The organism is Klebsiella sp. EMBS2024 (assembly GCF_036233805.1).
GTDB lineage: Bacteria > Pseudomonadota > Gammaproteobacteria > Enterobacterales > Enterobacteriaceae > Klebsiella > Klebsiella pneumoniae.
Genome location: NZ_JAZARW010000001.1, coordinates 368,891 through 382,430 on the forward strand (window position 1 = coordinate 368,891; position 13,540 = coordinate 382,430).

Genomic DNA, 13,540 nt, shown 5'->3' on the forward strand with positions numbered 1-13,540 from the left:
AGGGAGCGCACGCGCTCCCTTGTTCTTTAACCTATCAGGGCTTGAAGCCCGCCAGCTCAGCTTCAGGAGCGGCTCAGTTTCTCTGATTTTTCCATACACTGGGTGATGGCTTCGATTACCGCCGAGCGGAACCCTTTCTCTTCCAGCACGCGCACGGCTTCGATGGTGGTCCCGCCAGGGGAACAGACCATATCTTTCAGCGCCCCTGGGTGTTCTCCGCTCTCCAGCACCATTTTGGCGGAACCCATCACCGCCTGGGCGGCGAATTTATAGGCCTGAGCGCGCGGCATTCCGCCGAGGACGGCGGCATCAGCCATCGCTTCGATAAACATAAAGACATAGGCCGGCGCCGAACCGCTTACCCCCACCACCGGATGGATCATCGGCTCGGCAATTTGCTCCGCCTGGCCAAAGCAACGGAAAATAGTCAGCACTTCGGCAACATCTTCGCTGCTCACCAGGGCGTTAGGCGTGACGGAGGTCATACCGGCGTTAACCAGCGACGGCGTATTCGGCATCGCGCGAATGATTTTGCGATCGTGGCCAAGGGCGCGCGCCAGCTGCTCAAGCGTAACGCCGGCGGCGATAGAGACCACCAGCGACTCTTTATTCAGGCTGGAGGCGATATCGCCCAGCACTTTGGTCATGATCCCCGGTTTAACCGCGCCGAAGACGATATCGGCAATCTGCGCCACTTCCTGGGCGCTGTCGGCGGCGTTGATGCCATACTGGTCGCGCAGAGCTGCAACCTTGTCCGGCGACGGGGTGTAGACCCAGATTTGTCCCGGCTGTACCTGACCGCTGGCGATCAGCCCGCCCAGAATGGCCTTACCCATATTGCCGCAGCCGATAAAGCCAATTTTCTTATCCATCACCATTCCCCTCTGCTTTTTTCGTTACGATCTGATTAGCTTACCATCCTGGCGCTTTCCTGGGGGAGAAAAGCAGGTAACATTGGCGTCACTTATTGCAGGTAACAGGAGCTGGCATGGCCATTTGGGTGGATGCGGACGCGTGTCCGAACGTGATTAAAGAGATTTTGTTCCGCGCGGCAGAGCGGACCCAGACTCCGCTGACGCTGGTGGCGAACCAGCCGCTGCGCGTGCCGCCGTCGCGTTTCATCCGCACCCTGCGGGTTGAGCAGGGTTTTGACGTGGCGGATAATGAAATCGTTCGCCAGTGCGCGGCGGGAGATTTAGTGATCACTGCCGACATCCCGCTGGCGGCGGAGGTGCTGGCGAAGGGCGGGGCGGCGCTGAATCCGCGCGGGGAACGTTACAGCGAGGCGACGATCCGCGAGCGGCTGACGATGCGGGATTTTATGGAGACATTACGGGCCAGCGGCGTTCAGACCGGCGGCCCGGATAGTTTATCGCAGCGCGATCGGCAACAGTTTGCCGCCGAGCTGGAGAAGTGGTTGCTGGCGGTTAAGCGTCGCCAGGGTTAAACCCAGCTATCGTCATCGCTGCCAAAATCATCGTCGCCAAAGCCGGCGTCGAAGTCGTCGTTCCAGGTATTGTCGGCAAGGAACTGATCGTCTCCCTGGCGGAACGGATCGTCACCTGCGGTGGTGTCCTGCGCGATGCTGTCCTGCGCGGAGGCGGCATCAGGCTGCGGCTTCTCTTCGATGATATTGACTATCTCCTGCGGGTGCGAGCCGCTGAACATATTGGTCAGCATATTGCCCAGCACCACGCCGCCTGCCACGCCAGCGGCCGTTTGCAGCGCGCCCGCCATAAAGCCGCCGCCGCGTGCGGCAGCCTGCGGGGCATAGTTCTGCTGCGGTGGTGGCGTATACTGCGGCTGAGCGCTGGCCTGCGGGCGACCATATTGCTCCGCGCCCGGGATAGGGTCAGAACCGCGTGACGAGCCGCCACCGCCAAACAGGCCGGAGAGGAAGCCGCCGCTGCTGGGCTTTGCCGCCTGCAGTTGGCTGACCTGACTCTCCAGCGCCTGGATGCGATCGTTAAGCTGTTTAATCGCCGCTTCCTGGATAAGAATGGTTTGCGCCATATAGTAGGGGGCCGCCGGCTGCGCGCTCACGTGTTGGGCAATCCGCTCCTCGGCGCTGGCATCGCGCGATGCGCTGTGCGCCTCAGCCTCTTTCAGCCGGGAAAACAGTCCATCAATAAGGCGTTGTTCTTCAGATTGCATGTTACATTCCTCTGTCACACTGTCGAATAGGCATCAGGGTGCTTCTGAAACGTGATGTTGTAAATATGTTGCTTCGTAAAGCTATGCATAAATGTGTTACCGTTTACGCCAGCGGTGGATAAAAAATAACGCCAAGCGGAAAGTAAAGCTGGTTAAACACTAAATGCAATGATAAGTTTACATTAATAGCCCCTCTTCTCACCGTGGTAATGGGGTGTAAAGAAGTTGTGTAATTTTTTCTTTACGTATGCATTGCGGGACAGACAGCGATAATACGTGCTTTCGTTTTCATTTTTTTGCGACAGACGGAACCAGGGGGTCTTCGGTTATGACACAGCCTATCTTTCTTATTGGGCCACGCGGCTGCGGTAAAACCACCGTCGGCCATGCGCTGGCGCGAGCGCGGCATTTTCAGTTCTCCGATACCGATCATCGGCTACAGGCCCATGAGCAGCGGACGGTGGCTGAGATCGTGCAGGCGGAAGGGTGGGCGCGTTTTCGCGAACTGGAGACCCTGTCGCTGAAGGCCGTGACCCTGCCGAATACGGTAATCGCCACCGGCGGCGGCATTGTGCTGGCGGAAGGTAACCGTCAGTTTATGCGGGAGAATGGCGTGGTGATTTATCTGCAGGCCTCGGTGTCGGCGCTGATTGACCGTCTGGAAGCCTACCCGAAAGCTGAACAGCGGCCGACGCTGACCGGAAAACCGGTGCGCGAGGAAGTGGGCGAGGTGCTGGCGCAGCGCGAAGCGTTATACCGGGACGCTGCCCACCATATTGTGGATGCCACGGCCTCGCCGGATCGGGTGGTGGAGCAGATTATGTCCATGCTATGCAGCGCGACGGCAACCCCGGTAAGTTAAGAATTTACTTACATTAAGGCGGCGAGGGGCGCCTATACTTAATAGTTCTGCTACCAGAAGAAGGAAGAACTATGCCAAACAGGCCCCCATATCCGAGAGAAGCGCGCGTGGTTGCGGTAGAGAAAGGTCCTCAGGGTCAGACGGTGACCTGGTATCAGCTCCGTGCGGATTATCCTGAGCCTGATTCGCTTATCAGCGAACATCCTACCGAGCAGGAAGCCGTGGATGCCAAACGGCGTTATGAAGATCCTGACAAGTCGTAACNTAACCCCCTGAGCCCGAATTGCCCGCCATGCTGGCAATATCGGGCGTATCTCACATTTTTTATTTATCAGTCGTACTAATGAATATCTAACACACGGATTTTTCAGGCACGGCGCCGCCGCCCGGCAATCTTTACATTCAACCGCGGCGTGGAGCTGCTACGCTTCTCGACGGTTGATTTTTACTCACCAGGGGGGNGGATGCTGTGTGTGGAAAGCCTGTGTTGAAGCAGTGGTTGTGAAAAGGTACATGATATGAGTAGTGCAACGATGGCAATTTTGACCATCGGCGTTGTGCCGCTGGCGGGAGTATTGCCGCTCCTGACCGAACATATCAGGGAAGAACAGATCGCCCACATCAGCCTGCTGGGCGAGATGACGCCTGACGAGGTAATGGCCGAGTACGCCGTAGGTGACGGCGAGAAAGGACTCCTGACCTTGCTCAGTAATAACCAGTTGGTGATGGTGTCGCGACAGAAAATTGAACGCGATGTCCGCAGCGCGATCGCGATGCTGGATCGACAACATTATGATGTGATCCTGCTGCTCAGTTCCGAACAGCTGACCGGTTTTACCACCCACCACGCGATCCTCCTCGAGCCGCAGCGGATCATCCCGCCGCTGGTGGCATCGATCGTCGATGGGCACCAGGTAGGGGTGATCGTGCCGGTGGAAGAGATCATGCCCATGCAGCGGCAAAAGTGGCTCTCGCTGGAAAAGTCGCCATACTACGCGCTGGCCAATCCGTTTACCGGCAGCGACAGCGAGCTATTAACCGCCGGCAAAACGCTGCTGGAGCAGGGCGCCGACGTGCTGGTCCTCGACTGTCTCGGTTACTATCAGCATCATCGCGATGTGTTACAAAAAGCCCTCGATGTTCCGGTTTTGCTGTCGAATGTGCTGGTTTCCCGACTGGCGGCAGAACTATTGGTCTAATGTGTTAATTTCGCGTGACAGGGGCAAGGAGCGCCCCCTATATTGAGCCTTTAACCGACGATCAGAAGGGCTTGTTTATGCTTCAAAGCAATGAATACTTTGACGGAAAAGTGAAATCCATTGGCTTCACCAGCAGCAGTACCGGTCGCGCCAGCGTTGGCGTGATGGCGGAAGGGGAATACACCTTTGGTACGGCGCAGCCGGAAGAGATGACGGTAGTCAGCGGGGCGCTGAATGTCCTGCTGCCGGGTGAGACTGAGTGGAAAGTTTACGCTGCCGGCGAAGTTTTCAATGTGCCAGGCAACAGCGAATTTCATCTGCAGGTGGCTGAGCCAACCTCTTATCTGTGCCGCTATCTGTAAGCCAGCGTGACGCCCGGCGTCTGCCGCCGGGTTGTTTTTTCCTTCCTGCCCGGCAGGAAGGAAAGCGGCGCTTAGCGCTGCGCTTCGCCGCCGAGCCCTTCCACCAGGCTTTGGATCAGGGCAGCCAGCTCGCCGGTCATTAAGATAAAGTCGGCGTCAAAGCGCTGGGCGAAATCTTCCCGATCGATATCTTCGTTTTGGTCGCGCAGTTCATCGCAGAACTTGAGGCGCTTAATTGACGCGTCGTCGCAGATCACAAACTGAATACGCTGCTGCCAGTCCAGCGCCAGCTTGGTGACGACCTTCCCGGCCTCAATGTGTACAGCGATTTCGTCGCTAACCAGATCCTGCTTCTTGGCGCGGATCACGCCGCCATCTTCCAGCATCGCTTTCAGCTCGGCTTCGTCCAGCAGCTGGAAGCCCTGCGCCACGGTGCCGGAGCGGACCCACTCGGTCAGCGTTAGCTCAATCGGATTCTCCAGGGTCAGCGGCACCACCGGCAGCGAGCCGAGGGTTTTACGCAGCAGGGCCAGAGTATCTTCCGCTTTCTTCGCGCTGGCGCAGTCGACCATGATCAGGCCGTTGACGGTGTCGATCCACATCATTGTCTGGCTGAAGCGGCTGAAGGCGCGCGGCAGTAGCGAGTGCAGCACTTCATCTTTCAGGGAATCTTTCTCGGTCTTCTTCAGCTTGCGCCCCTGATCGGCTTCCAGCTTCTGGATCTTTGCCTCCAGCGCCTGCTTAATCACCGGCGACGGCAGGATCTTCTCTTCTTTACGCGCGCAGATAATGATCTGGCCGTTTGCCGTATGCGTTAGCGCGTCGCTGTGCGATCCCATCGGCGACACCCAACCGGTTTTCGCCATATCCTGGCTGCCACAAGGGGTAAATGTCAGCTCGGCCAGCTGTTTTTCCATCTCCTCGGCGCGCAATTCGATATCGCGGCTGAGACGGTAAACCATTAAATTTTTGAACCACAGCATGATAATTTCCACGGCTTTGTCGTTAAATCAGGCGGGCATGATAGCGAATTGTCGCTATGCTTGCATTGTTAATCNNTGAGGAGCTGAGCGTGCGTATTGGTATTGATTTAGGTGGAACAAAAACCGAAGTGATAGCCCTGAGCGACCAGGGAGAGCAGCTGTTTCGCCACCGGTTACCCACGCCGCGGGAGGACTACCGGCAAACCATCGAGACCATCGCCACTCTGGTGGCGATGGCCGAGCAGGCGACCGGACAGCAGGGTACCGTGGGGATGGGCATTCCTGGCTCAATTTCGCCTTATACCGGGGTGGTGAAAAACGCCAACTCGACCTGGCTCAACGGCCAGCCCTTTGATAAGGACCTCAGCCTGCGCCTTGAGCGGGAAGTCCGGCTGGCTAACGATGCCAACTGTCTGGCGGTGTCGGAAGCGGTGGACGGCGCGGCGGCGGGGGCGCAAACGGTATTCGCGGTGATTATCGGCACCGGCTGCGGCGCCGGGGTGGCGCTCAACGGGCGGGCGCATATCGGCGGCAATGGTAACGCTGGCGAATGGGGACATAACCCATTGCCGTGGATGAACGACGATGAGCTGCGCTACCGTGCGGAAGTCCCTTGCTACTGCGGCAAACAGGGGTGTATCGAAACCTTTATCTCCGGCACCGGTTTCGCCACCGACTATCAGCGGCTGAGCGGCAAAGGGTTAACCGGCAGCGAGATTATGCGCCTGGTGGGAGAAGGTGACGAAAAGGCTGAACTGGCGCTGAGCCGCTATGAACAGCGGCTGGCGAAATCGCTGGCCCACGTGGTGAATATCCTCGACCCGGACGTTATCGTGCTGGGCGGCGGGATGAGCAACGTCGAACGGCTGTATCAGACGGTGCCGGACCTGGTGAAGCAGTGGGTCTTCGGCTGCGAGTGTGAAACGCCGATCCGCAAAGCGATGCACGGCGACTCCAGCGGGGTACGCGGCGCGGCCTGGCTGTGGCCGCTCCAGGGGACCTGAACCGCTTCCCCGCCCCCTAACCCTCTCCCTCGGGAGAGGGTTNGGGGGCGGGGACATCGCCATAATTCAGACCTCACTCCACCGCAAACGCTTTGTCCAGCCGGCTATAGCCCAGGCCGTTAATCTTCTTCACTTTGATCTGCACCGGAATGCGGTCTTTCATCGCCTCCACGTGGCTGATCACCCCGATAATCTTACCGCTGGCGTTAAGGGCATCCAGGGCGTCCAGCGCCGTGTCCAGCGTTTCGCTGTCGAGGGTGCCGAAGCCTTCATCAAGAAACAGGGAGTCAATCCGCGTCTTATGGCTCACCAGGTCTGACAGCGCCAGGGCCAGCGCCAGGCTGACGAGGAAACTTTCGCCGCCGGAGAGGGTGCGGGTGTCGCGCACGGCGTCGGCCTGCCAGGTATCGACAACCTCCAGCTCCAGCGCCTCGCTGGCCTTGCGCTGTAGCAGATAGCGGCCATGCAGGCGGTTGAGCTGCTGGTTTGCCAGCCAGACCAGGTTATCCAGCGTCAGCCCCTGGGCGAATTTGCGGAACCGGTCGCCGGTGCTGGAGCCGATCAGCGAATTGAGATAGCCCCAGTCGTCCGCCAGCTGCGCCGCCTCTGCAATCTGCTGCCCCAGCGCCTGCTGCTGTTGACGGCTCTCTGCGTCCTGCCTGAGCTGCTGGCGGATCTCACCCTGGCGGGTAGTGTTATCCCGCAGCCGCTGGGCCAGGGCGTGCAGCTGGGTTTGCAGGGTGGGGACGTCAGCGTCCACCCCTTGCGGACGCAGCGCCAGGTGCGCCTCATGTTGCCGGGTCGCCTGCTCGCAGAGCGCGGCCGCCTGCTGAAGCTGCTGCTCCAGCGTCTGTTTTAACTGCGTCAGCCGCTGGGCGGTCTCGTCATCCAGCAGCGCGGCGAGGAACGCCTCCCGATCGCTAAAGCGGCTGGCGGCCAGGGCGGAGGTGAATTGCGCCTGCGACTGGTCCAGACGCGCCTTTTCCTGGGTTTCCTGCTGCTGCTGGGCGACAAGCTGACTGTGCAGCGACAGGCATTCCTCGTGGATTTCGCGCCAGTTGTCCGGGATGGCCGACTCAGCTTCAACCTCTGTCTCGTCGCTGGTCGGCAGCGTCTCCAGCAGTGGCCGCAGAGCAGCGATTTGCTGCTGAATGGCATCATGTCGGGTCTGTTGCGCCTGCCACTGGGCAAATTCGCTTTCGCGAGCGTGCAGCCAGGCGGCTTCTGTCCCTTCTGCCGGCAGGCTCAGGGCCAGGGCCTGCAGGGCGCTCTCCAGTCCCTGGCGCGTGGCCGCCAGCTGCTGCTCGGCCTGGCGCTCCAGCGCCTGCTGATCGTTAAGCTGACTCTGCAACATCAGGCGCTGGCTGAGCTGATAGAGCTGCTGCTCGTAGCGCTCCTGCTCCTGCATCCAGTCGTTTATCTCTTGCGCAATATCCCGCGCGATGTGCAGAGAGGCGCAGGTCTCCTGCCACGCTTTAGTAAGCGCTTGCTCTTCCTCTGCGAGCCGCCCGGCCGCTTCGGTGTCACGCTGGAGCTGTTGCGTCAGGGCCTTGACCTGCCCGAGGATCAACAGGCCTTCTTCTTTCAGCGCGGCGACCTCCTTTTCCAGCGCATCGCGGCGGCGCTGATTATCCGTGAGCGTCAACGAGGCGTATTGTTCAATCGCCGGGTGTTCACAGGCGCCGCACAGCGGACAGGGCTTACCCGCCTCGAGCCGGTCGCGGTAGCTTTCCAGGTCTTTAATCGTTTCTTCCCGTTGGCAGAGCGCCTTCAGGTCGAGATAGTGCTGGTTTTTGTCTTTATATTGTTCCCGGCGCAGCGTCAGGGTAGCGTTAAGTTTTACCTGCTCCGCCTGCGCCTGCTGGACGCTGTCGGCGTTCTGGCGCAGACGCTTGCGCAGCAGCTGATGCTGCTCATGCAGGGAGATCAGGCGCTGGCGCAGCGGCCGCGATTGGGTTTGCTGTTCTATCGCTGCGGCAACGTCATCCGCGCTCAGGGCGAGAGGGCTGGCTGGCAGCGTGGCCAGCTTCTGGCGTAGCGCGGCCAGGCGGGTGCTCTGAGCCGTTAGCTGTTGTTTATCCCGCGTCAGTTGCGAGAATTGCGCTCGCCAGCCGGCGATCTCCTGACCCCATAAGCGGAAACGCTCATGGGCGGCCAGCCACTGCGCCAGATCGGCCAGTTCAGCCTGACGCTGCTGCTGAGCGCGCAAGGCGCCCTGGCGGATGCGCGCGCGCAGCACCGTGCTGGCAAGTAAGCGAGCATTTACTTCACTGATCCGCTGCCGGGTTTGCGCCAGGCCTGCCGTCTGCTCCTGCTGGCGCTCCCACAGGGGACGAAGTTGGGCGGCGGGCTGGGCCAGCTCAAGCTTCGCCAGCGCCGGGGCGGCGTCCGCCAGCGCCTGGCGGGCCTGCTGCTGCCGGGTGGCGGCCTGCTGCTGTTGCTGCGCCAGCTCGTCGCGGCGGGTCAGCCACTGGAGCTGCTGCTGCTGGCTCTGCTGCTGGGCCAGCAGGGCTTTTTCTTCGTCAGTAAGTACCTGCAAACTTTCCTGCAGCGCCTGCTGCTGGGCCTCCGTCAACAGGACGATGCCCGCCGCCTGGGCTTCGAACTTCTCCAGCGCATGGCGAGCGGCTTTGTGCTGTTCGTAGACCATGGCTGAAATCTGGCCGTAGATTTCCGTGCCGGTCAGCTCCTCCAGCAGCTCCGCGCGATCGCTCGGCTTCGCGTTCAGGAAGGCGGCAAATTGCCCCTGGGAAAGCAGCATCGAGCGGGTGAAGCGGCCATAGTCGAGGCCGGTAAGCGTCGCGGTTTGCTCCAGCTTGTCCGAGACTTTATCGGCGAGGATTTTGCCGTCAGCGCAGCGCGCCAGCTCGACGCGGGGCGCCTGCAGATTGCCATCCGGCTGGTTACGGGCCCGGTTCTGGCTCCAGAAAGCGCGGTAGGCGATGCCTTTTACTTCAAACTCGACTTCCGCCAGACACTCGGCGGTATCGCGGGTCATCAGGTCGTTTTGCGACTGGGAGACTTTATTCAGGCGCGGCGTTTCATGATAGAGCGCCAGGCAAATGGCATCGAGCAGCGTGGTTTTCCCGGCCCCGGTGGCGCCGGTAATGNCGAACAGGCCATTGCTGGCGAACGGCTCGGCGGTAAAGTCTATCTTCCATTCCCCTTTCAGGGAGTTGAGGTTTTTCAGACGCAGACTGAGGATTTTCATGCGTTTTCATCCTCCGCGGTGAGCGTATGCACCGTATGGGCGAACAGCTCATGCAGCCGGGCGCGCTTCATATCGTCAATTTCGGTCAGCGCCAGCCGGCNCTCGAATACCTCCTCCACCTTCAGTTCACTGAGCGTCTCCCGCTGGGCGTTGAGCAGTATTTTCTCGCGCTGCTCGCGGCTGCGGCGCACCAGCAGCACTTCCACCGGCAGATCCTCCGTCAGCGCCTGAATATGCCGCTGAATATCGTGCAGATAGTCCTCGGTGGTGATTTCGATATCCAGCCACACCGGCGGGTCCTGCTCGACGCCGCGCCACTGCTCCAGCTGGGCGGTGATGGTGGCCAGATCGCCTTTGATTACTGCCAGAGGCTGGGTCACGGGCACCTCCAGGGTTTCCACGGCGCTAAGTCGCCCCTCGCTAAAGCTCACCAGATGCACCGATTTCGCTTTGCCGGTTTCATCGAAGCTTAGCGGCAGCGGCGAGCCGCTGTAGCGGATATGCTCGCAGCCGCCGACCATCTGCGCCCGGTGAATATGGCCCAGCGCAATGTAGTCGGCAGGGGGGAAGTGTTGCGCCGGAAAGGCATCCAGTGTGCCGATGTAAATGTCGCGGACGGCATCGCTTTTGCTGGCGCCGACGGTGGTCAGATGGCCGCTGGCAATGATGGGCAGCGGCCGATCGCCGCGCAGCGCGCAGGCCTGCTGATACTGCTCCTGATAATAGTCGCTGATGGCGTGCAGCAGCAGCTGCTGTTTTTCCCGACCGGAGTGACCGGCCTGGCTGGTCACCAGCTCGCGCGGGCGTAAAAACGGCACCGGACAGAAGATGGCGCCCGGCGTGCCGTCGCGCAGCGGCAGCTCAATCGGCGCGTAGCCGGCGTTCGCCACCACGGTGGTGTGTAAAAAGGCGAGGATATCGCGGGATTCATTGAGCATCGCCACCGAGTCGTGGTTGCCCGCCAGCACCACCAGGCGACAGCCGGTCTGCTGCAACTGGACGACGAAACGGTTATACAGTTCGCGGGCGTAGCTCGGCGGCGAGCCGGTATCAAAAATATCGCCAGCCACGATAATGGCGTCGACTTCATGCTCCTGCGCGCGGTCCAGTAGCCAGGTAAGAAAAGCGTCGTGTTCGGCCGCGCGGCTTTTGCTGTAAAAATTCTGGCCCAGGTGCCAGTCGGAGGTGTGAAGGAGGCGCATAAATCTTCCCTAGCGAAAAAAGCATGGGCGACAGTATACCACTTGTTAGTGAGGGGTAAGTCCGCGTCGTGCTTCAAAATACCCGATCATCAGACGGTCATTTTTTTCATAAATCTGTCACAAAAGTGACGCATAATGACGCCGCACTTCTATACTGATGGCTAAAAAACACAGGGTAAATAATGGCGAGAAGAATTCTGGTCGTTGAAGATGAAGCTCCAATCCGCGAAATGGTCTGCTTTGTTCTGGAGCAAAATGGCTTTCAGCCTGTCGAAGCGGAAGATTATGACAGCGCGGTGAATCAACTCAATGAACCCTGGCCTGATTTGATTCTCCTGGACTGGATGCTGCCGGGCGGTTCGGGGCTGCAGTTTATTAAACTGCTCAAGCGCGAGGCGATGACGCGGGATATTCCGGTAGTGATGCTGACCGCGCGTGGAGAAGAAGAGGATCGCGTTCGCGGCCTGGAGACCGGCGCGGATGACTACATCACCAAGCCTTTCTCTCCGAAAGAGCTGGTGGCGCGAATCAAAGCGGTGATGCGCCGTATTTCACCGATGGCGGTGGAAGAGGTGATCGAAATGCAGGGGCTGAGCCTCGACCCTTCATCGCACCGGGTAATGACCGGCGACAGTCCGCTGGATATGGGACCGACGGAATTTAAATTATTGCACTTCTTTATGACCCATCCGGAGCGGGTGTACAGCCGCGAACAGCTGCTGAACCACGTCTGGGGGACCAACGTTTATGTGGAAGACCGCACGGTGGACGTCCATATTCGCCGCCTGCGCAAAGCGCTGGAACACAGTGGCCATGATCGTATGGTGCAAACGGTTCGCGGCACGGGGTATCGTTTCTCCGCCCGTTTCTGAATTTTGACAGGAGTGTGACCCGTGCTGGAACGGCTGTCATGGAAAAGGCTGGCGCTGGAGCTCTTTTTAGCGTGTATTCCGGCCCTGATTCTGGGGGCGTTTGTGGGTCATCTGCCGTGGTTTTTACTGGCGGCAGTGACCGGTTTGCTGATCTGGCATTTCTGGAATTTGATGCGCCTGTCGTGGTGGCTGTGGGTGGACCGGAGCATGACTCCTCCGCCTGGCCGCGGCAGTTGGGAGCCGCTGCTGTATGGTCTGCACCAGATGCAGATGCGTAATAAAAAGCGTCGGCGCGAGCTGGGAAGCCTGATTAAACGCTTTCGCAGCGGGGCGGAATCGCTGCCGGATGCGGTCGTCCTGACCACGGAAGAGGGGGCTATTTTCTGGTGTAATGGCCTGGCGCAGCAGATTCTAAACCTGCGCTGGCCGGACGACAGTGGCCAAAACATTCTTAACCTTCTGCNCTATCCTGAGTTCGCCAACTATCTGAAACAGCGCGATTTTTCAAAGCCGCTCAATCTGGTGCTGAATAACGCCCGTCATCTGGAAATTCGCGTGATGCCCTACAGCGACAAGCAGTGGCTGATGGTGGCGCGCGACGTGACGCAGATGCATCAGCTGGAAGGGGCGCGGCGGAACTTTTTCGCCAACGTCAGCCATGAGTTGCGCACCCCACTGACGGTGCTGCAGGGCTATCTGGAGATGATGCAGGAGCAGGTGCTGGAGGGGGCGACCCGAGAAAAAGCTCTGCACACCATGCGGGAGCAAACTCAGCGTATGGAAGGCCTGGTGAAGCAGCTGCTGACGCTGTCGCGTATTGAAGCCGCGCCGGCGCTGGCGATGAATGATCGCATCGACGTGCCGATGATGCTGCGGGTGGTGGAGCGCGAGGCGCAAACTCTCAGCCAGGAGAAACAGACGCTGATCTTCACCGTCGATGAGCAGCTCAAGGTGCTGGGTAATGAGGAGCAGCTGCGCAGCGCCATCTCCAACCTGGTCTATAACGCGGTGAACCACACCCCGCCGGGGACCGAAATTCGCGTCAGCTGGCAGCGGACCCCGCAGGGAGCGCTGTTCAGCGTCGAGGATAACGGGCCAGGCATTGCGCCGGAGCATATTCCCCGTCTGACCGAGCGTTTTTATCGGGTGGATAAAGCCCGTTCCCGGCAAACGGGGGGCAGTGGCCTGGGACTGGCGATCGTCAAACACGCGGTTAACCATCATGACAGCCGGCTGGAAATCGACAGCACGGTGGGCAAGGGAACCCGCTTTAGCTTCCTGCTCCCGGAACGATTAATTGCCAAAAATGACGCCTGATCGACGCGCTGTCAGTTTATCTTGCCAATGACCAGCTTCAGCTGGTCATTTTCATTGGCAGTCGTTTTTTCTCGCCTATTTAATGAGCGTGCGCTGCTTTTTTGTTCGCATGATAAGCCACGGGTTTTCTATCAATATGGTAAATGATTCTGGTGTGAAAGACATAACCAGCATAATCATCTGCTTTTGCGATCGTGCCTTGCTTTAAAACGTTATAAGCGTTTAAATTGCGCCTGCGCAGTCGATGACAGACTGCTTTTGCGTGGTAATACCAAAAACAATTCTTTCCCACGCCGCTTCGGGAGCATATCTCGCTGAGTTTACCGGCAATGGCCGCTGTATCGTCCCTGAGAGGGGAGCGCGGTATTTTTCCA

The 13,540-nt window shown here is 59.3% G+C and carries 13 protein-coding genes; 8 read left to right on the forward strand and 5 right to left on the reverse strand.

The window, feature by feature from the left end; all coding sequences use genetic code 11:
* Positions 1-62: 62 nt before the first annotated feature.
* Positions 63-872 carry a pyrroline-5-carboxylate reductase gene (gene proC / locus VZP09_RS01650; RefSeq protein WP_004177276.1) on the reverse strand — a complete coding sequence of 270 codons (810 nt, stop codon included), beginning with the start codon at positions 870-872 and terminating at the stop codon, positions 63-65.
* Between the two features lie 116 nt (positions 873-988).
* Between proC and VZP09_RS01655 the strand changes: the two genes are divergently transcribed.
* On the forward strand, positions 989-1,447 hold the full coding sequence (locus tag VZP09_RS01655; RefSeq protein ID WP_002890230.1) for a YaiI/YqxD family protein: 459 nt from the start codon (positions 989-991) through the stop codon (positions 1,445-1,447).
* Here the strand turns inward: VZP09_RS01655 and VZP09_RS01660 are convergent.
* Positions 1,444-2,154: a DUF2076 domain-containing protein gene (locus VZP09_RS01660; protein ID WP_002890273.1), complete on the reverse strand. Its 711-nt coding sequence runs from the start codon at positions 2,152-2,154 to the stop codon at positions 1,444-1,446. The two genes, VZP09_RS01655 and VZP09_RS01660, sit on opposite strands and share 4 nt — an antisense overlap.
* A gap of 328 nt (positions 2,155-2,482) precedes the next feature.
* Here VZP09_RS01660 and aroL point away from each other — a divergent pair, with 328 nt between their 5' ends.
* From aroL to ppnP, 4 genes are all read left to right on the forward strand, one after another.
* The gene (aroL, locus tag VZP09_RS01665; RefSeq protein ID WP_002890276.1) at positions 2,483-3,016 is read left to right on the forward strand and encodes a shikimate kinase AroL; all 534 of its coding nucleotides are present in this window, start codon (positions 2,483-2,485) and stop codon (positions 3,014-3,016) included.
* Positions 3,017-3,087: 71 nt separating this feature from the next.
* Positions 3,088-3,279, forward strand: coding sequence for a YaiA family protein (locus VZP09_RS01670; protein WP_002890278.1), 192 nt, complete (start codon positions 3,088-3,090; stop codon positions 3,277-3,279).
* A 255-nt stretch (positions 3,280-3,534) separates the two neighbouring features.
* Positions 3,535-4,215, forward strand: coding sequence for an AroM family protein (locus tag VZP09_RS01675; protein ID WP_004144619.1), 681 nt, complete (start codon positions 3,535-3,537; stop codon positions 4,213-4,215).
* Positions 4,216-4,292: 77 nt separating this feature from the next.
* A complete protein-coding gene (ppnP, locus tag VZP09_RS01680) occupies positions 4,293-4,577 on the forward strand; it encodes a pyrimidine/purine nucleoside phosphorylase (RefSeq protein WP_002890284.1) in 285 nt (94 codons plus the stop codon).
* Between the two features lie 71 nt (positions 4,578-4,648).
* Here ppnP and rdgC read toward each other — a convergent pair whose 3' ends face one another.
* The gene (rdgC, locus tag VZP09_RS01685) at positions 4,649-5,560 is read right to left on the reverse strand and encodes a recombination-associated protein RdgC (RefSeq protein ID WP_002890285.1); all 912 of its coding nucleotides are present in this window, start codon (positions 5,558-5,560) and stop codon (positions 4,649-4,651) included.
* An 89-nt stretch (positions 5,561-5,649) separates the two neighbouring features.
* Here rdgC and mak point away from each other — a divergent pair, with 89 nt between their 5' ends.
* Positions 5,650-6,564: a fructokinase gene (mak, locus tag VZP09_RS01690; protein WP_021312321.1), complete on the forward strand. Its 915-nt coding sequence runs from the start codon at positions 5,650-5,652 to the stop codon at positions 6,562-6,564.
* A gap of 73 nt (positions 6,565-6,637) precedes the next feature.
* Here mak and sbcC read toward each other — a convergent pair whose 3' ends face one another.
* A complete protein-coding gene (sbcC, locus tag VZP09_RS01695) occupies positions 6,638-9,775 on the reverse strand; it encodes an exonuclease subunit SbcC (RefSeq protein ID WP_328794856.1) in 3,138 nt (1,045 codons plus the stop codon).
* A complete protein-coding gene (gene sbcD / locus VZP09_RS01700) occupies positions 9,772-10,977 on the reverse strand; it encodes an exonuclease subunit SbcD (protein ID WP_328794857.1) in 1,206 nt (401 codons plus the stop codon). The genes sbcC and sbcD overlap by 4 nt, the downstream gene beginning before the upstream one ends.
* Positions 10,978-11,159: 182 nt before the next feature.
* On the opposite strand from sbcD, the gene phoB reads away from it, so the two are divergent.
* Positions 11,160-11,849: a phosphate response regulator transcription factor PhoB gene (phoB, locus tag VZP09_RS01705; RefSeq protein WP_002890343.1), complete on the forward strand. Its 690-nt coding sequence runs from the start codon at positions 11,160-11,162 to the stop codon at positions 11,847-11,849.
* 21 nt (positions 11,850-11,870) lie between these two features.
* Positions 11,871-13,166, forward strand: coding sequence for a phosphate regulon sensor histidine kinase PhoR (gene phoR / locus VZP09_RS01710; protein ID WP_328794858.1), 1,296 nt, complete (start codon positions 11,871-11,873; stop codon positions 13,164-13,166).
* Positions 13,167-13,540: the final 374 nt, after the last annotated feature.